This is a genomic window from Fibrobacter sp. UWB2, assembly GCF_002210425.1.
In the GTDB taxonomy this organism is placed as follows: domain Bacteria; phylum Fibrobacterota; class Fibrobacteria; order Fibrobacterales; family Fibrobacteraceae; genus Fibrobacter; species Fibrobacter elongatus.
In genome coordinates this window covers 294,367-313,009 of the sequence record NZ_MWQK01000001.1, presented here as the reverse complement: position 1 = coordinate 313,009, position 18,643 = coordinate 294,367, and the positions used below count along the sequence as shown (strand labels likewise).

The window sequence follows — 18,643 nt, the reverse complement described above, 5'->3', positions numbered from 1 at the left end:
GTTTCGGCATCGCCTTTGAACACATCTCGCATTGCGGGATGTGTTCCTTTTTATAGTACGTTTTTCTATAGCCGTATTGCCCGTTATTTTTTAAATTTGGCGCATGATTATCGCAGAATTTGATGTTGTCGTTGTCGGTGGCGGTCACGCCGGTATTGAAGCCACGCATGCAGCATGGAAGATTGGTGTCAAAACCGCCATGCTTACGATGGATTTGAACGCAATTGGCAGAATGTCGTGCAACCCGGCAGTCGGTGGCGTTGCTAAAGGCCAAATTGTTCGCGATATCGATGCTCTCGGCGGCCTCATGGGGCTTTTGACCGACAAGGCGGGCATCCAGTTCCGCATGCTCAACATGAGCAAGGGCCCTGCAGTTTGGGGACCGCGAGCACAGTGCGATATGAAGTATTACAGCGAAGTTGCCCGCGAGACGATGGAAAGTTTGCCGGGACTCACGCTGATTCAAGGCGAACTTGCATCGTTTGAACGTATGAACGACGGTCGCCTGGAACTGATACTTTTGAATGGCGACCGCTATATCACTCGTGCGATTGTGGTGACGAGCGGAACGTTCCTTGCCTCCAAGATGTTCACCGGGCTTGAAACGAGCATTGGTGGGCGAGTGGGCGAGCCGAGTGCAGACAAACTCTCGGAATGTTTGGCCAAGAACGGCATCCGTCTGCGCCGCCTAAAAACAGGCACGCCGAGCCGCTTGGATCCAGATTCTATTGACTTTAACGAATGCGACGTGCAGCACGGCGACGAGCATCCGTGGCCGATGAGCGACCGCCATTTTGACGGAGCAACGCCTGATAAGTTCTGGGGTGACCAGATTAACAAGTTTATCCGCAATGATTGCGTCTGCTGGATTACGCGCACGAACATCAAGACGCACGATATTCTGCGCAGTGGCTTCAAGGATAGCCCGATGTTCAGCGGCCGTATCCACGGCAAGGGCCCGCGCTACTGCCCGAGTATCGAAGATAAAATCAACCGTTTTGGCGACCGCGACGGGCACCAGCTGTTCCTCGAACCGGAACAGGCTGACATCGGGCGTGTGTACATCAACGGTTTCAGCTCTAGCTTGCCGGCAGACATCCAGCTTGCGGCCATCCACACGATTCCAGGCCTTACCCGCGCGAAAGTGCTCCAGATCGGTTACGCTGTGGAATACGATTCCGTCGATGCCACACAACTTTACCCGACGTTCGAATGCAAAAATGTTCCGGGACTCTATTTTGCAGGTCAGGTCTGCGGCACAAGCGGTTACGAAGAAGCTGCGGGGCAGGGCCTTATGGCCGGCATCAACGCAGCGCTTAAGGTCAAGGGCGAGGAACCGTTCATTCTCGGGCGCTCCGAAAGCTATCTCGGCGTGATGGTCGATGATCTCGTGAATATTCTGCTCGATGAACCGTACCGCATGTTCACTAGCCGTGCCGAATACCGTCTGTTCCTCCGCAGTGACAATGCCGAAATGCGCCTCAAGGAAAAGGCCCGCAAGATTGGCATGATCAGCGACCGCGATTGGGAAGACTGGACTCGCCGCCGCGACCTTATGGCAAGCCTCAAGACGCAATTTACGGAAACATCTGCAACGCCGGAAGAAGCGAATACGATTCTTGAAGCGGGCGGTCAGGCTCTTGCCTCCGAACGCACCCGCTGGATTAACGTGCTCCGCCGTCCGGGAATCGACCCCGAAACCTTCTTCAAGGTGGCTGCACCGGATGCTAAAATCACGCGCCGTGACCAGTGGTACATGTATGCCGAAGAGCTCTATGCCGGTTTCTTTGACCGCCAGGAACGCGAAATTGACGACCAGAAGAAGATGGAAAAGGTCAAGCTCTCGCCGGACTTCGATTACATGTCCATTACGGCTATCAGCATTGAAAGCCGCCAGCGCCTCAACGCCCACAAGCCGCTAACGCTTGGGCAAGCTAGCCGCGTGCCCGGAGTGCGCCCCGCCGACATCACCGTCCTCGCGCATTGGCTGGAGAATCACTAGCCCTCACTTGCTTTTTCCCGATTTTTTACTATCTTTGCGCCCGTCAACTTAAACAATTTTCCAAGAGGTATATATATGGCAGAAGAAGCAGAAGTCAAATCCACAGAAGAAGTTAAGCCTCAGGAAACAAAATCCCAAGAAAAATCTCAAGTAAAGAAGGCTCCGTCCAAGAAAAAGCGCCCGTTCAACGGCAAGCGCAAGGGTGGTGCTCCTGCTGCTGCAAAGAAGCCGGCTGTCTTTAGTGATTCCCTGGAAGATCGTTTCCCCAACCTTGCTGCAAAGCTCAAGAAGTCCATCGAAGATGGTATCAAGCAGAAGATCAAGGACGCTCAGAACGATCCGAAGGTCAAGGCCGCCTCTAAGAAATTTGCTAAGGACAAGTAATCTTACTTCTCAAAATCTTTTGAAAATGCTCCGCGCTTGCGGAGCATTTTTGCTTTTAGAAAAAGCGTGGCAAAGCCCCAAGTTAGTTGCCAAATACATCTCCAATAGTTAATTTTATGACGCTTACGGGAGCTCGTAAAACGGGCTGAGAGGAAGTTGAAAACTTCGACCGAACCTGATTTGGATAATGCCAACGTAGGGAGGTTCCATTGAACTCAAATCCAGTCAAAATCAACGGTGAAAACGTCGCAGCGGCAGGCATGACCATTGCCGAATATTTGGCGTCCGCAAATTACGATACAAAGCGCATCGCCGTTGAGCGCAATTTGGAAATCGTCCCCAAATCAAAGTATGCTGAGGTCGTCCTCGAAGCGGGGGATGTCGTCGAAGTTGTGAACTTTGTTGGAGGCGGGTGATGGAAAGCGTTCGAATCCCGAGCAGGGAAGAGTTCCGACGCGCACTCGTACAAAAGCAAGGCGAAGAAATTGTTCAAAAATTGGAACAGGCCACAGTTGCCATCTGTGGTGTAGGTGGACTCGGCTCAAACGTCGCCATCAATCTCGCTCGCGCAGGCATCAAGAAGCTCATTCTCGTGGATTTTGACCGTGTTGACGTGACGAACTTGCAACGCCAGCAGTACAAGGCATCTCAAGTCGGAGAGCCTAAAGCGTTTGCACTCGTCGAAAATTTGAAAGAAATAGCACCTTACACAAAGCTTGAAGCGTACGATGAAAAAATCACGGAAGAAAACATCGACAAGTTCGTGGCAAATGCCGATGTTGTATGCGAAGCGTTCGACAATCCCGAAACAAAGTCGATGCTTGTAAACGCTGTGCTTGAGAAGTATCCGCAAAAGTATCTCGTTGCCGCCTCTGGAATGGCTGGCACGGATGATGCGAATTCTATCAAGACGCGTAAGATTTCAAAACATTTTTACCTCTGTGGCGATGGCAAGAGCGACGTGACTCAAGGACTTGCACTCCTCGCTCCTCGCGTGCAGATTTGCGCAGCGCATGAGGCGCTCACGATTATCCGGATTATTGCCGGTCTAGAAGTTTAACATAAAGGACATGCAAATGAATTCTGACAAACTTGTTATTGGCGGTCATGAATTTGATTCTCGTTTTATTCTCGGTTCTGGAAAGTATTCCCTCAAGCTCATTGAAGCTGCGGTCAAGGATGCGGGCGCTCAAATTGTAACGCTTGCCGTTCGCCGTGCAAACACGAAGGAACACGAAAACATCCTCGACTACATTCCGAAAAACGTCACGCTTTTGCCGAACACATCGGGCGCCCGCAATGCCGAAGAAGCAGTCCGCATCGCAAGACTCTCCCGTGAACTCGGTTGCGGCGACTTCGTGAAAATCGAAATCATGCGCGATACCAAGTACTTGCTCCCGGACAATGCCGAAACGATCAAGGCCACCGAAACGCTTGCAAAGGAAGGCTTTGTGGTGATGCCTTACATGTACCCGGATTTGAACGTGGCTCGCGACCTCGTGAATGCCGGTGCTGCCGCCGTGATGCCGCTTGCATCGCCGATTGGTTCGAACAAGGGACTTTGCACAAAAGAATTTATCCAAATTTTGATTGACGAAATTGAACTCCCGATTATCGTGGATGCTGGCATCGGTAAACCGTCCGAAGCTTGTGCTGCCATGGAAATGGGCGCAGCCGCCATTATGGCAAATACCGCTCTTGCAACAGCGGGCGACATTACGCAGATGGCATCTGCATTCAAGCTCGCCATTGAAGCGGGCCGCAAGGCTTACCTCGCCGGGCTTGGCCGAGTGCTTTCCCGTGGTGCATCGGCATCCGATCCGCTTACAGGATTCTTGAGGGATTAAGATGGCTGAACGCAAAGACAACAATTACTTTTTTGATTCTGGAAATCTCTCGCCGGCGGCTCTAGAACGCAAGCACAGAATTGAAACGGATCCGTCTGTCCGTACGGACATCATGGAATACTTGCCGGGAATGGAAGTGATTCACTCCGACATTCGCGACAAGGTTCTTGATGCATTTGAAAGCTATGATGCTTCCAAGTACACCGCACGCGATGTGCAATTCGCCTTGCAGCACGACACTTGCTCTATTGAAGATTTCAAGGCTTTGCTTTCTCCTGCTGCAGCTCCGTTCCTCGAACAGATGGCTGCCAAGGCTAAGATTGAGACAGGCCGCCATTTCGGCAACAACGTTTATCTCTTTACGCCGCTCTACATCGCGAACTATTGCGAAAACTACTGCGTCTATTGCGGTTTCAACTGCTACAATCACATCAAGCGTATGCAGTTGAACATGGAACAGATTGAGCACGAGATGAAGGTCATCGCCGACAGTGGCATGGAAGAAGTCTTGTTGCTCACAGGCGAAAGCCGCGCCAAAAGCAGTGTCGAATACATCGGTGAAGCTTGCAAGCTTGCCCGCAAGTACTTCAAACTCGTAGGCGTTGAAGTTTACCCGGTAAATGTCGACGAATACAAGTATCTGCATGAATGCGGTGTCGATTACGTGACGGTATTCCAGGAAACGTATGACCGCAAGCGTTACGAACAACTTCACTTGCTTGGTCACAAGCGCGTGTTCCCGTACCGCTTTGATTCTCAGGAACGCGCCCTCATGGGTGGCATGCGCGGCTGCGGATTTTCGGCACTTCTTGGACTTTCGGACTTCCGCCGTGACGCTCTCGCCAGTGCCCTGCACGTTTACTACTTACAAAAGAAGTATCCGCATGCCGAAATGAGCCTCAGCTGTCCGCGTCTCCGTCCGATTGTGAACAACGAAAAAATCAGCCCGCTTGACGTTCACGAAAAGGAACTCTGCCAGGTGCTTTGCGCCTACCGCATCTTCCTCCCGTTCGTGGGCATCACAGTATCTAGCCGCGAAAGCAAGGAATTCCGCAATGGCATCGTGAAAATTGCCGCCACGAAGATTTCCGCAGGCGTCTCTACCGGCATCGGCGACCACGAAAGCAAATACAGTGGTCACGATGATGGGAAAGGCGGCGACGAACAGTTCGAAATCAATGACGGCCGCAGCATCGACAAGATGTACGCCGACATGAGCAGCGAAGGTATGCAACCCGTGCTGAACGATTACTTGTACGTGTAAAGCATCGTCGGCGCTTTTCTTAACGAACTATTAAAAAGAAAAATGCCTCGGAATTATCCGAGGCATTTCTTAATTAATTCTTCTTCGAACATCCTCTGCTGCCATAGGTCGAGAAACACGTTCCGTTGTCTGACATATAAGCCGTTTCCCATGTACCTTTATTTGGACTAAGAAAGACTTCAACAGAATAAGGATCATCAGGACTCGTCCAACGAATATTCAACGTATAACGAGTGTTGTCGTCAATCGGTCCTATGTTAAGAGCTTTACTTTGGAATAGCTGTTTTTTGGGCGTCGTGCGGTAAAAAGTACCTCTAGAGCTTTTATACTGATAAGCCGTGTACGTATCGCCTCCATTCTTGTAGTTATTAACGTTATTTGATAGTCTTGCTGCAATAATTTCGGCAACACCATCAAAGTTCGCCTGCTTAAGTGCAGAATAGAATGTACCGGCATCACCAATCATTTGGCACACGTTAAGATTGATTGTATAGCTTTTTCCTTTTGAATCTTTGTATGTGTATTTGTCATTAGCCTCACCATGACTTCCTTGTACGTTCATTGAATAATTTTGGTGCAATTCCATCACAAATAAAGTTGCACCCGCATCAGAAGCAAGCGCCGTATTAAGGCGGTTTGACAAACTGGCTCTATCGACGCCATAAACAGGATCGTAAGTTTCCATAGCTCCAATATCCTCAATAAGCGCTAAGTTGATAGCGTTTCTGAGGTCATAAAGCTTCATCAGGTCAATTTTTTCGCGAGCCTTTTCGCCTGCCCCGAAGAGCTTAGGTACTGCTACGGTGGAGAGGATGCCCATAATTGCGATAACCACCATAAGCTCCATGAGGGTAATACCCCTCTTTGAATTCATCGGTTTCATAGTATCGCTCCATATGTCTGTAGGACTTTTCGTCCCGGTTTTTTATAAAAATAGATAACTAAAACGACCTGCGACATATTTCTGTGATAAAAATGTAATAAACGTGAGAAATCGCACAGATTTCAAGCTTTAAGGTGTTCTATTCCAAACTAGAGCATTTTTTTCTACCTTTAAAAACATGAAAAATCTTGATACTACGCTCTATTTCATTACGGATAGCACTAGCGTGCCCACAGAACGTTTTTTGCCTACTGTAGAGGCGGCTTGCAAAGGTGGAGCAACGCTGATCCAGCTTCGTGAAAAGAATCGTTCCACACGCGAATACATGGAACTAGCGCAAGCTACACACGAAGTAACAAAGCGTTACAACATTCCGCTTATCATCGATGACCGTGTCGATGTGGCGCTCTCCATTGATGCAGAAGGAGTGCATGTCGGGCAGACGGATATGCCGGTAAAAATCGCACGTAAGTTGATGGGTGCAGACAAGATAATTGGAGCGACGACAAAGACTGTTCCGCAGGCATTGGAAGCATACGAACAGGGCGCCGATTATTTGGGAGTCGGTGCAATTTACCCGACAACGACAAAGGTGGTAACAATCCTCACCAGTGTCGATACGCTCAAGGCCATTGTAAAGGCCGTGCCAATCAACGTAAACGCCATTGGCGGGCTCAACAAGGATAATATCGATGTTCTCAAGGACTCTGGGATCTCGGGCATTTGCGCAGTATCTGCCATTATGAAAGCGCCTGATCCAGAAAAAGCAACGCGTGAACTGAAAGACGCATTTTTGAATTTGAATAAATAGCTATTTTTATTCCCGATGAAAAAGAATTTAAAGCACTCCTTGTCGTTTGTAGTCGATGTAGGCAACTCGCACACCGTCCTCGGCATTTACAAGGGCGACAAAGTTGTCGATCACTGGAGACTTACCACCCGCAAAGAAACGACTTCTGACGAAGTGATGAACCGTGTGGGAGGCCTCATTCATCTTTCGAAAATCAAGCTTGAATCCGTAACGCACGTTGGGCTTTCGACTGTGGTGCCATCGCTTGAACGTCCGTGGGTCAAAGCCCTGCAGACGCTTTTGAAGCGCCCGGTGCAGGTGGTGAGTTCTTCGAACTGCCTCAATTGCCCGATTGCATACCCGAACCCGAGCACGCTTGGTGCCGACCGTCTTTGCAATGTCATTGCCCTCAAGGAACGCGGATACACAGATGCCATTGTGATTGACATGGGTACAGCAACGACGTTTGACGTAATGAAAGATGGCGGTTTTGCGGGCGGCATCATTATTCCGGGCATTAGCGCAAGCCTTGATGTCCTTACGCAAAAAGCGGCAAGACTCTTACCGGTGAGCATTGAATGGCCAAAGCACCTCATCGCCAATAACACCGATGACGCTATCCGAGCAGGTCTTTTGTTCGGCTTCATGGCAGAACTTGAAACTCTAGTTGCCAAAATTAAACAGGAAATGGGCAAAAAGAACATCCCTGTTTTTGCAACGGGTGGTTGGGGTCGCACGATTGCAAGCCATACCAAGATTATCGATACTTACGATCCTTACCTGACGCTTGACGGCATTCGCCTGGTGGCCCTTCGCGGGGATTCTGCGGCCGAAGTCATCGACAAGGATGCAGAAGAATAATCTCTTTAGTGAAAATTGTAGATGGTGTATCGAGAGCCCGCCTCCTTGCGAAGCGGGTTCTTTTTTCGTGTGGACTGGAAAATGACAATTAGTCAATAATTTTTTGTATTGGGGTATCCGTTTTTCCATAAAATAATGGATTTTTAGAGAGTAATGAACTACGCACTTTGAAATGCGCCGAGACATGGGGTTGAGAAATTGAAGAGTAAATTGATTTTTGTTGCAACAGCTGCTGCACTCGCTTGCGGTGCCGCCCAGGCCCAGACGAAGGTCGTTGTGGATCCGGGCAAAAAATACCAGCTTTTTGAAGGCTGGGGGACAAGTCTTTGTTGGTGGGCAGAACTCGCCGGTGGTTGGGACAAGGCGAACTACACAAAACTTTTGGGTGCCGTGGCCGATCCGGACACGGGTCTTGGCTACAATATTTTCCGCTACAACATCGGTGGAGGCGATCAGCCCGGTCATAACCATTTGACCAAGGGCGATGGGGGAGCCGCGGTTCCCGGCTACAAGCCAACGGAAAAAGGCGATTACGACTGGACGGCAGATCCGAACCAGCGCAACATCGCATTTGCTCTTGCAAAAATGGCGAAAGACCCGATTTTCGAAGCGTTCTCGAATTCCCCTCCGTGGTGGATGACAAATAGCGGTTGTGTTTCGGGCGGTGTCAATGGCGCCGACAATCTCAAGTCCGATTACTTTGACGATTTCGCCGATTACCTCTCCGAAGTCGCTAAGCACTTCAAGGATGAATGGGGCATCACATTCCGCACGATTGAGCCGTTCAACGAGCCAAGTGCAGGCTGGTGGAAAGCTAACGGCGATCAGGAAGGCTGCGGCTTCAAGAACAAGCAATCTGAAATGATTGTGGAGCTTGGCAAGGCTCTCAAAGCGAAAGGTCTGTTCCCTGCAACTTCCGTGAGTGCGGCCGACGAATCGAACATTGGCGACGCTTTGGCGCGTTTCAATAGCTATAGTGCCGAAGCACGTTCTTACATGTTCCAGGTGAATACGCATAGCTATTCCGGTTACGATTCCCGCGCAAAGCTTTACAATGCAGCGTTTGCCGCAGACAAGCGCGTTTGGCAATCCGAATCGGGACCGCTCCACCGCAGTGGAAGTCTCGATATTACGCTTTGGATGGCGGATGTGATATTGCATGACCTCCGCGATATGCATGCGAGCGCTTGGGTCGATTGGCAACTTTCAGACCCTGCCGAGAACTGGCGCACCATTGCTGTTGACCATAAGAAGCAGACATTCTCTTATGCGCCGCGATTCTATATGCACGCCGCGTTTAGCCGTGCAATTCGACCGGGTTCTCGCTTTATCGATAGTGACAACAGCAACACACTTGCCGCCATTCGCGAAGATAGCTCGCTTGTGCTAGTGGTGCTGAATACGGGCTCTAGCGATGCAAAATACACGTTTGACTTGAGCAATTTTACGACGATTGGTAAGAAGGCTAAAGTTCATCGCTTTACGCTACCGGCTGCGCTCAAAGCCGATTCTGATATTGACGTTACGAACAATGCAATTACGGTCACTGCAGGTGCGCAATCCATTGTTACTATGGTCATTGAAAATGCAACTGGCGGCGCATGCGAAGCTAGCTCAATTATTCCGTATGCAAAGATTCACGATGGCGGATGGAATGAGACAACCGAAGTCAAGGTGAATCCCGGCGATTCGCTTGTGATTGGCCCGCATCCGTACGATGGCGGCCGCTGGACGTGGAAAGGTCCGAATGACTTCTATTACTTGGGTCGTGAAGTGCGCTTCAAGAATATGCAATGGCAAAGTAGCGGTATTTACACGGGAACGTACGTGAATCCGTATGGCTGCGAAAGTACGGTCGACATCAAGGTCATCGTCGATGATCCGGAGCATCCGTATGTAGAACCGGAAAAGTCGAATCCTGGCACAACGCGAATTGCTTCGAGAGTCGCGCAAAGTGCTGCGAAAGTTTCGGTCACGAGAAGCGGGGGAGACCTGCTAGTGAACGCTGGGAATGCAGCGTGGAATGTCGGGAAGTCTGGGATGTCCTCGCTGTCTGTGAATGCGCCGCTACAGCTCACAATACACGACTTGCAAGGTGTACTCCTGATGCGTCGCTCCATTGATGGTTCTGCAGTTGTGCCTGTCGCGCACTTGGCGAAAACGCCGTTAATTGTGCGAATCAAGAGCGCTGGGAAGACCGTTTATCAGAAAAAATTCAATTAACTTAAAAATCCTCGCGAATGCGGGGATTTGTTTTTTGCATTAAACTTTACGATTCCTTATGATGAAGCTTGTTTGCAAAGCTACGGCATTTGGCGATTTCACGTGAGGTGAGTTCTTTGTTCTTGAGTGTGCCGCCTTTTTGCAGAACGCCAGCAATCTTGAATCCGCTCCAGCAAAGAACTTCCTTGAGTGCACGAACAGTACCTGCAGATTGCTTGAATAAAATGTTGAACGGCCATGGGGTAGAGCAGGTGGTGATAATGACAGCCTTTTTGCCTTTGAGAAGCGGAATTGGATAGCCGCTTTCGCTATGGTCCATCATGCCATAAACCCAGCGGTCAAAAAGCATTTTGAGTTGCCCCGTCATGTTGCCCCAATAGCACGGAGAACCTACAATTAGCGCATCGCAATCTTGTACGAGTCGTAGCACTTGCTTGGCATCATCATTAGGCATAACACAGTCATGTGTGCTACGGCATTTCATACAGCCGATGCACGCGCGGAATTGCAATTTGCAAACATCGATGTAAAGGACTCTGTCGCCGCAGGCCAACAGTTCATTGCGAACAATTCCAAGCATTTGGCTGATATTGCTATTCGGGCGAGGGCTTGCATTCAAAATAACGTACTTCAATTTCGGACTCCTTAATAAATTCATAAAAGCTATTCGAGATTGCCGCGCTTCTGCGACGTTCGCAATGACATATTTTGCATGTGCTTTCTAAGCTTTTACTTATTAAACACCTAAGGAGCGGAAATGTGTTACTATAAAAAATCCCGAACGCTTTTTTGAACGTTCGGGAGATTACTGGATCCTTCGACTTCGCTCAGGATGACAAGCCCTTACTTGAACAGATTCTTCATCTTTTCAAGGAAGGATTCTTCTTGGGCGGTTTCCTTGTCCTTGCGGAGTTCAGCGAGCTTCTGGTAAAGCTCTTTCTCTTCGCGGGAGATGTCCTTCGGAATGTCCACGCCAATTTGCACGTAGAGGCTTCCGCGATCGCCCTGTTTCTTGAGAGGCCACAAGCCCTGATCGCGCAGACGGAGAACGCTGCCAGCCTGAGTGCCAGCGGCAATCTTGATCTGCACCTCTTTACCGTCAAGCGTCGGAATGCGCTGAGTCCCGCCAAGGACCAGTTTGTGGATAGGCACCTTGACTTCGCAGTGCAAGTCGTCGCCTTCGCGGCTGAAGAAGTCATCGGGCTTTTCGGCAATCACCACCAGCAAGTCGCCGCAGGCACCGCCACGGGGGCCGCAGTTGCCTTCGCCGCGCAGGTTCAGGTACTGGCCCTCGGCAACGCCCGCCGGAATCTTGATGGAAATCTCTTCCGTTTCCTGCACACGGCCTTCGCCATGGCAGTTGCTACACGGTTTCGCGATAACTTCACCCATGCCGTTACAGGTGGGGCAGGCGCTCTCGGTAATCATCTGGAAAAATCCGCCCGTAGAGCGGCGCACACGACCCGTTCCATGGCAGGTGCTGCATTCCTTGATGTCCTGGCCGCCATTGCCGTTACATTCCGTGCACGGCGTGTAGCGTTTCAGGCGAACCTTCTTGGTGCAGCCCTCGAAGATTTCCTTGTAGCTGAGCGCCACCTTGATCTGCAAATCGTTTCCGCGCGGAGGCCCGGCCTTGCGACCGCCACGACGGCTGCCGCCAAAACCACCGAATCCGCCACCGAAAATATCGCCAAAGTTCGAGAAAATATCCTCGAAACTGAATCCCTGACCGCCGAATCCGCCGCCACCAAAACCGCCACCGGGGGCGTTAAAGCCGAACTGGTCGTACTGTTTACGCTTTTCGGGGTTGCTGAGCACGTCGTAGGCCTCGGCAGCCTCCTTGAACTTCTCTTCGGCTTCCTTGTCGCCCGGATTCTTGTCCGGGTGGTACTTGATGGCAAGCTTCTTGTACGCGTGCTTGATCTCGTCAGCACTCGCGTCCTTGCCGACGCCCAAAACTTCGTAATAATCTCGTTTTTCAGCCATTTTGCCCTCCGGGCAAACTCATCATATAACAAATCAAAAATCGTTATTTTACAACAAAAGGATTGCCCCCTTTTGAGAGGCGAATCCTATTTGTTTTTTGAAGGTTGAAATTAGTCAACCACTTCAGCATCGACGACTTCCGGACCGTCGCCCTTCTTGTCGTTCTTCGGCTGTTCAGAAGCGCCCGGCTGCGGACCCGGCTGAGCCTGGTTTGCACCGGCGGCCTGGGCCATGGAGCTGATCATGCCCTGGAGCTTGTCCATAGCGGCCTTGATCTCTTCCTTGGTGCCGTTGTCCTTCTTGGCCTTGATGTCGTCGATGGCTGCTTGCAGCTGGCTCTTGGTGTCGGCCGGGAGCTTGTCGCCAAATTCCTTGAGCTGACCTTCAGCCTGGTAAGCCATCTGTTCGGCCTGGTTCCTGATGTCCACAAGTTCGCGCTGTTCCTTGTCCTTGGCAGCGTTAGCTTCGGCATCCTTCACCATCTTGTTGATTTCGTCTTCAGACAAGCCGCTAGAAGAAGTAATCTTGATGGACTGTTCCTTACCGGTTTCCTTGTCCTTGGCGGACACGTGCACAATGCCGTTCGCGTCGATATCGAAGGTCACTTCGATCTGCGGCACGCCACGCGGCTTCTTCGGGAGGTCGGTCAGGTCGAACTTGCCGAGCGTACGGTTGTCGCGGGCAAATTCGCGTTCGCCCTGCAGCACGTGAATCGTCACGGCCGGCTGGTTGTCTTCGGCGGTAGAGAACACCTGGCTCTTCTTGGTCGGAATCGTGGTGTTACGGTCGATGAGCTTGGTCATCACGCCACCGAGGGTTTCGATACCCAGAGAAAGCGGGGTCACGTCGAGGAGCAACACGTCCTTCACGGAGGAGTCGCCGCTAAGCACGGCACCCTGGATGGCGGCACCGATAGCCACCACTTCGTCCGGGTTCACAGTCTTGTTCGGTTCCTTGCCGAAGAACTTGCGCACAGCTTCCTGCACGGCCGGGATACGGGTAGAACCACCGACCAGGATCACCTCGTCGATTTCGCTCAAAGAAAGACCGGAGTCCTTGATAGCCTTGCGGCACGGTTCCATGGAGCGTTCCACCAGGTGGGCGGTCAGCTGGTCAAACTTTGCACGGCTGAGCGTGAGGTCCAAGTGTTTCGGGCCAGTAGCGTCGGCAGTGATGAACGGGAGGTTGATGTTGGTCGAAGTCGTGGCAGAAAGGTCGATCTTCGCCTTTTCAGCGGCGTCCTTCAAACGCTGCAGGGCCATCTTGTCCTTCTTCAGGTCGATGCCCGGATTGTCCTTCTTGAATTCGTCGTTAATCCAGTCAATGATGACTTCGTCGAAGTTGTCACCGCCGAGCATCGTATCGCCGTTGGTGGCCTTCACGCTGAACATACCATCGTCGATTTCGAGGATGGAGATATCGAACGTACCACCACCGAGGTCATACACAGCGACCTTTTCACTCTTCTTGGAGTCAAGACCGTAAGCAAGAGCAGCAGCCGTCGGTTCGTTCACGATACGGAGAACTTCAAGGCCTGCAATCTTACCAGCGTCCTTTGTTGCCTGACGCTGAGAGTCGTTAAAGTAAGCCGGGACCGTAATCACAGCCTGAGAAACGGACTGACCGAGGTAATCTTCGGCAATCTTCTTCATGGTCTGAAGAACAGCAGCGGAAATCTCAGGAGGAGCAAACTGCTTGTCGTCGATCTGCACGCGGACCGGATCAGAACCCGAGCCGACGAGCTTGTACGGCATGTTCTTTTCGGCAGCGGAGCATTCGCCAGCCGTACGGCCCATGAAACGCTTGATAGAATAAATCGTCTTTTCCGGGTTCGTGATTGCCTGGCGCTTTGCAACGTGACCCACGAGACGTTCACCGTTCTTGCCGAAAGCGACAATAGACGGCGTTGTGCGGAAACCTTCTGCATTGGCGATGACGACCGGCTTGCCACCTTCCATCACGGCAACGCAGCTGTTTGTCGTACCCAAGTCAATACCAATAATCTTACCCATGATTTTATCTCCTATTTTAAATTCTTGATCCCCAGTGTTTTTGTTTGAGTGGGGAGTTTTTTACGCCGATACATTAGCAAAAGGCGTGCCAACCCCGAAAAGCGCCCTTTTCGTTTCGTTCTGAAACGTTTTTTAGGCGGAAATCGGGCGAAAACAGGGTTGTTTCAAAAAAGAACGCCCCACGACGTCATCCTGACGACCGCTGGGAGGAAGGAGCCAGTGATATATTAAATAGATAGGAGGTGGCTACTTTTTAAAGAGTATTGGTTGAAAAGTTGTCTCGGAATGACCCCATAAACGCCGCTGCAGATGGAGGCCTTGCGATTATGCTACATCCCGACAAAAGGGAAAATACCATAGCTAGTAGAGGTAATCTGAAATTATTCATTCAAAAACCGAAACATAATCATTGTGAATAAATGTATAAAAAAAGGTGTTCGTACCATCTCATTTGCAAGAGATGTGCTGTAGACCTCGATGGAGTTTGGTTTGACGATCTAGACGAGGGTTTGGCTCTCTCCGGATTCTTCGCTCCAAAGAAAATGAACCCCGTTGGTCGCGTTTTCTGGCTCTTTCCTGAACTAAATGCGGCTGCATTTGCCCGCAGACTTGGAATTCCGCAACCTCTATTTGCAGCCTATGTGAACGGAACAAAGAAACCTTCTGCAGCCCGTCGTAAAAAGATTGATGAAGAATTTCATCGAATCGGTCGTGAACTGATGAAAGTATAAAAAATCCTCCGCGGGGGAGGATGCTACAATTCCAAAATGTTCAAGTAGTTCATTCGACTATTCAAAATGCGGACAATAAGCACCTTGTCAAGTTCAATTCGATAAAAAACAATATAGTTCGATACTGATAAACATCGATATCGACTCAACGAATCTACATTGCCTTTTAAGGATGGACCTATTTCAGGAAAAATGGCAAATATGCCGCTTGAGGACTGCCCAATTCAGATTCTATATACGCTTTGATTGAATCCAAATCCTCGGAGGCCTTTGGCGAAAAAATGATGACGGGCATCTACACCTCGTATTTCTTTCGCACATCCGCAGCGGAAAGCCAGCCACCCTGTTCGGCAGATCGTTCTCCCTCGGTAAGAGCCTTCTGGAGCTTCAAAGCCGCTATCATCCGTTCGTATTCTTTGATGTCTATGACAACATAGCAACCCCGACCATTCTTGGTCAGGAACACGGGAGATTCTTCGGACACGTTCTGAAGAACTTCATTGTAATTTCGTAAATCAGACACTGGTAAAATGCAGGGCATAAACAACCTCCATTTTAATAATATATAATTTTAAGTAAAATTACAAGTAAAAAATTAAGATAAATTGATTAAAAATCCTCCACGAGGGAGGATCCTTTGAGCTTATTATTCAGGTTGCATTTCGGTGTATTTTTATATATATTTAGATAAAAGAGGTTACTTTTATGTCGCAAACCACCTTTAGCATCAGAATGGATGACAACCTGAAAAAAGACTTTGACAAGCTTTGTGAAGAGTTTGGCATGTCGATGACCACGGCGATAAATGTCTTCGCTCGTGCCGTTGTGCGCGAGAAGAGGATTCCCTTCGAGGTTTCATCCACAAAGGCTCCCGCCTATGCCGCCGACAGGCGCGTTTTCTACAATGCAAGTCCAGTTGCGAGCCGTATGTCGATGGTAATGCGCCAGCTTTCTGCCGAGGCAGAAAGAGCTGGGGCCGCCGATATGACTCTAGACGAAATCAATGCCGAAATTGATGCTGCCAGGAGCGGCCGATGAAGTTTTATGCGGTCATTGACACGAATGTCATTGTTTCCGCTTTGCTGAAATGGAACTCTGTTCCTAGAGTCGTATTGCAGGCAGTTTTCAATGGATTTGTTGTTCCTGTATACAATGATGAAATTCTGAATGAGTATCGCAATGTTTTGAATAGGCCGAAATTCGGTTTTTCTTCAGAGTTGATTTCAGAAACCATATCCCAGATAGAATCCTTGGGTGTTATGGAAAATGCTTTGGAAACTGTTGCAGAAGCCATGCCCGATCCCAAGGACATTGTCTTTTATTCCATTGCGCTTTCTCATGGCAAAACCGCCGAAACGCATCTTGTAACGGGGAACGTCAAGCATTTTCCTGCAAATCCGATTGTCATCACGCCGCGACAGATGTTGGACATTCTGTGCATGTAGTTAATTCGCCACAGAAATTGCATTAAACTTTGACACTAAAAATCCCCGGCCTCGTGAGTGAGGTCGGGGACTTTAAATGTGGGGGAGGTTGGGCTTATTCCCCGACTTGCAGTTTCAGGGTCTTTCCGGCGGGGTTGCGGACCACGTAGACTCCGCTCCCGAAGCCGGCAGTTTTGAGACCAGTCTTGATATCTGTCAGCGAAGCTCCTGCGTTAAGGCGGATTTTGCCGAGCATATTGCCCATCAAGTCAAAGACTTTGTATTCGCCGGCGGTTTTGACGAACGCACCAGCGGATTTTTTCGCAAATTTGATGCCCGTGGTGCCATTGCGCTTGTCCATAATATCGCCTTCAACTTTACCGAAGGCAATCCAGTCGAGGTTTACGTAGTCGCTTGTTATTAGGACTTTGAGCACGTGTTCGCCTTTGGTGAGTTCCTTGGTTGTTTTGCCTTTGTACGTAGCGTATGTATCGAAGTCATCGGTTCCAGAAAGCGAGAGTGTATCGGTGATGGGTTCATTGTCCATGAAGAATCGTACGCTTGCGCTTTCCATGCCTGTTGCGTAAGAAAGTTCGAAGGGGAGGGTTCCGCTAGTTTCGACGTTCACGGTGTATTCCAGCCATTCACCCTTCTGCGTGTAGCCCACGGCAAATCCGTCGCCGTTCTTCACGATGTCCACGCGGTCTTCGCGATATTCCTTGCCTTGGTTTTCGGTGTCCATGTCGTAGTAGGCCTTGCCGGCACCGCCCACGTCGTAGTTTTCAAAGTCGATGAAGTTTGCGGGGCCTTCAACGCTTGCACCTACGGCTGGTACATCACACTTGGCTTCTGCATCTTTGAGTTTTTCCTTGCAGAACGGGCTTTGCGGAATAGCGGTCTTGCTATCCTCGAATTCCCAGTAGTCCGCCTCGAAATCGCCCGCGAACACGAAGAACACGTCGTGCTTGCCGACCGCACCGGTCAGCGGCACCGTCACGAGGCCGTCTGCGCTAAATTCCGCCTTGCCAACAATTTCGCCGTTCACCTTGTCCAGACGGACGGTGATGCTCGACGCCTTCTTGACGTTCAGAACGGACGCCGAGAAGCTTTCTGCGCCTGCATCGCCGAATTCCACGCCGCTAATTTTGGTGTATTTTCCTTCGGAAAGGTTGGTGATGACCGTATTGCCGGCAGCGCCGCTCTTGCGAACCCTCACGTCTTCGCCCCAGGACATGGTTTCCGCTTCCACGCGCTTGTACGGGTCAAAATCTTCCAGCTGGGCCACGCCATTGTCCGGCCAAAAGTCAATCTTTTGAATAGTGCCGTCGGCGTTGTACTTCATTTCGGAAAGGCCGACAGAACGGCGCTCCTTGTGTTGGAATTTCTGGCCCATCTTCTCGGACTTGTAACGCCAAAGTTCGTAATTTAGGCCGAAAACGTAGGATTTTCCCTTGAAATCGATGATACCCGGGTGGTTTCCGTTACTGCGCGAAGAATGCGGCATAATGTCGCCCTTGTAGGTCCAGGGGCCCGTAATCTTGTCGCTCATGGCATACCCGATACCTTCCGCACAGCAGGTCGATGCGAAAGTCATGTAGTAATTGTTGCCGTGCTTGTAAACCCAGGGGCCTTCCTGGTAATCCTTGATCTTGGGGTAGGTGACGATGGATCCCTGAGTACTAATCATGTCCTTGTTCAACTTGATCATGTACAATTCGGGGTTGCCCCAGTACATGTAGGCCTGTCCGTCGTCGTCAATCCAGACGGTAGGGTCGATATCGTTCCAGTGCTCGCGCTGCCAGACCAGCGCCTTGTTCAAAGGTTCCTTGAAAGGGCCGTAAGGGTTGTCCGCCACCAAGACGGAAATGCCGTTGCCGTGAATGGGGACGTACATGAACCACTTGCCGTCGCGCTCGATGACCTGTTCTGCCCAGGCCCCGTTGGTTTTAGAGGTCCACTTGATGTCGCCCAGGCTCGCCACGGCACCGTGACTGGTCCAGTTGACCATATCCGTGGATGTGTGCAACAGCCAGTCGTACATCATGAACCCGTCGGCATTGTCTTCGTCGTGGGTCGTGTACAGGTAAACCGTATCCCCATGGACATAGGGCGCCGGGTCCGCCGTATAGTTCGTCGTGATTACAATTTTCTGAGCGAAACCCGTACAAGCCAAGGCCAATACGGAAGAAACAATTAGGTTTTTACCAAACATCTTGATCTCCATTCCTTGTTAATT

Annotated in this window: 19 protein-coding genes and 1 riboswitch; of the genes, 12 read left to right on the top strand and 7 right to left on the bottom strand. The window is 50.3% G+C overall.

From position 1 onward, the window contains the following. Positions 1-103 precede the first annotated feature (103 nt). The 6 genes from mnmG (at position 104) to thiH (ending at position 5,497) form a co-directional block, all read left to right on the top strand. Positions 104-2,002: a tRNA uridine-5-carboxymethylaminomethyl(34) synthesis enzyme MnmG gene (mnmG, locus tag B7982_RS01435; protein WP_088659244.1), complete on the top strand. Its 1,899-nt coding sequence runs from the start codon at positions 104-106 to the stop codon at positions 2,000-2,002. A gap of 75 nt (positions 2,003-2,077) precedes the next feature. Then, complete coding sequence (locus B7982_RS01430) at positions 2,078-2,386, top strand: hypothetical protein (protein WP_014545014.1); 309 nt, start codon at positions 2,078-2,080, stop codon at positions 2,384-2,386. 115 nt (positions 2,387-2,501) lie between these two features. Further along, positions 2,502-2,605, top strand: a riboswitch (TPP riboswitch). Further along, entirely contained in the window at positions 2,596-2,802 is a 207-nt protein-coding gene (gene thiS / locus B7982_RS01425) for a sulfur carrier protein ThiS (protein ID WP_014545015.1), read from the top strand. Its footprint overlaps the riboswitch before it by 10 nt. Further along, positions 2,802-3,446 (top strand): thiamine biosynthesis protein ThiF, encoded by a 645-nt coding sequence (thiF, locus tag B7982_RS01420; RefSeq protein WP_088659243.1) that lies wholly within the window; start codon positions 2,802-2,804, stop codon positions 3,444-3,446. Before thiS ends, thiF begins: the two co-directional genes overlap by 1 nt. A 16-nt stretch (positions 3,447-3,462) precedes the next feature. Beyond that, positions 3,463-4,233, top strand: a complete 771-nt coding sequence (locus B7982_RS01415) for a thiazole synthase (RefSeq protein ID WP_088659242.1) — start codon at positions 3,463-3,465, stop codon at positions 4,231-4,233. Position 4,234: 1 nt separating this feature from the next. Then, positions 4,235-5,497 carry a 2-iminoacetate synthase ThiH gene (thiH, locus tag B7982_RS01410; protein ID WP_088659241.1) on the top strand — a complete coding sequence of 421 codons (1,263 nt, stop codon included), beginning with the start codon at positions 4,235-4,237 and terminating at the stop codon, positions 5,495-5,497. 73 nt (positions 5,498-5,570) lie between these two features. Here the strand turns inward: thiH and B7982_RS01405 are convergent, their stop codons facing one another. Beyond that, complete coding sequence (locus tag B7982_RS01405) at positions 5,571-6,380, bottom strand: type II secretion system protein (protein WP_088659240.1); 810 nt, start codon at positions 6,378-6,380, stop codon at positions 5,571-5,573. Between the two features lie 178 nt (positions 6,381-6,558). Here B7982_RS01405 and thiE point away from each other — a divergent pair, with 178 nt between their 5' ends. The 3 genes from thiE (at position 6,559) to B7982_RS01390 (ending at position 10,254) form a co-directional block, all read left to right on the top strand. After that, entirely contained in the window at positions 6,559-7,191 is a 633-nt protein-coding gene (gene thiE, locus B7982_RS01400) for a thiamine phosphate synthase (protein WP_088659239.1), read from the top strand. A 15-nt stretch (positions 7,192-7,206) separates the two neighbouring features. Continuing rightward, the gene (locus tag B7982_RS01395; protein WP_088659238.1) at positions 7,207-8,031 is read left to right on the top strand and encodes a type III pantothenate kinase; all 825 of its coding nucleotides are present in this window, start codon (positions 7,207-7,209) and stop codon (positions 8,029-8,031) included. 198 nt (positions 8,032-8,229) lie between these two features. Further along, positions 8,230-10,254 carry a glycoside hydrolase gene (locus B7982_RS01390; RefSeq protein ID WP_088659237.1) on the top strand — a complete coding sequence of 675 codons (2,025 nt, stop codon included), beginning with the start codon at positions 8,230-8,232 and terminating at the stop codon, positions 10,252-10,254. Positions 10,255-10,300: 46 nt separating this feature from the next. On the opposite strand, the gene B7982_RS01385 is transcribed toward B7982_RS01390, so the two are convergent. From B7982_RS01385 to dnaK, 3 genes are all read right to left on the bottom strand, one after another. Beyond that, entirely contained in the window at positions 10,301-10,888 is a 588-nt protein-coding gene (locus tag B7982_RS01385; RefSeq protein ID WP_088659236.1) for a flavodoxin family protein, read from the bottom strand. Between the two features lie 209 nt (positions 10,889-11,097). Then, the gene (gene dnaJ, locus B7982_RS01380; protein ID WP_088659235.1) at positions 11,098-12,240 is read right to left on the bottom strand and encodes a molecular chaperone DnaJ; all 1,143 of its coding nucleotides are present in this window, start codon (positions 12,238-12,240) and stop codon (positions 11,098-11,100) included. A gap of 110 nt (positions 12,241-12,350) precedes the next feature. Beyond that, positions 12,351-14,252, bottom strand: coding sequence for a molecular chaperone DnaK (gene dnaK, locus B7982_RS01375; RefSeq protein WP_088659234.1), 1,902 nt, complete (start codon positions 14,250-14,252; stop codon positions 12,351-12,353). A 419-nt stretch (positions 14,253-14,671) separates the two neighbouring features. Between dnaK and B7982_RS01370 the strand changes: the two genes are divergently transcribed. Beyond that, the gene (locus B7982_RS01370) at positions 14,672-14,983 is read left to right on the top strand and encodes a helix-turn-helix transcriptional regulator (RefSeq protein WP_088659233.1); all 312 of its coding nucleotides are present in this window, start codon (positions 14,672-14,674) and stop codon (positions 14,981-14,983) included. Positions 14,984-15,006: 23 nt separating this feature from the next. Here the strand turns inward: B7982_RS01370 and B7982_RS15190 are convergent, their stop codons facing one another. Beyond that, positions 15,007-15,165 (bottom strand): type II toxin-antitoxin system RelE/ParE family toxin, encoded by a 159-nt coding sequence (locus B7982_RS15190; protein ID WP_369833063.1) that lies wholly within the window; start codon positions 15,163-15,165, stop codon positions 15,007-15,009. 113 nt (positions 15,166-15,278) lie between these two features. Continuing rightward, positions 15,279-15,524, bottom strand: coding sequence for a type II toxin-antitoxin system prevent-host-death family antitoxin (locus tag B7982_RS01360; protein ID WP_088659231.1), 246 nt, complete (start codon positions 15,522-15,524; stop codon positions 15,279-15,281). A 164-nt stretch (positions 15,525-15,688) separates the two neighbouring features. Here B7982_RS01360 and B7982_RS01355 point away from each other — a divergent pair, with 164 nt between their 5' ends. Both B7982_RS01355 and B7982_RS01350 read left to right on the top strand, forming a co-directional pair. Beyond that, positions 15,689-16,021, top strand: a complete 333-nt coding sequence (locus tag B7982_RS01355; RefSeq protein WP_014545034.1) for a type II toxin-antitoxin system RelB/DinJ family antitoxin — start codon at positions 15,689-15,691, stop codon at positions 16,019-16,021. Then, positions 16,018-16,428, top strand: coding sequence for a putative toxin-antitoxin system toxin component, PIN family (locus tag B7982_RS01350; protein ID WP_088659230.1), 411 nt, complete (start codon positions 16,018-16,020; stop codon positions 16,426-16,428). Before B7982_RS01355 ends, B7982_RS01350 begins: the two co-directional genes overlap by 4 nt. A 94-nt stretch (positions 16,429-16,522) precedes the next feature. Here B7982_RS01350 and B7982_RS01345 read toward each other — a convergent pair whose 3' ends face one another. Next, positions 16,523-18,619, bottom strand: coding sequence for a family 43 glycosylhydrolase (locus tag B7982_RS01345; protein WP_088659229.1), 2,097 nt, complete (start codon positions 18,617-18,619; stop codon positions 16,523-16,525). Between the last annotated feature and the right edge of the window lie 24 nt (positions 18,620-18,643).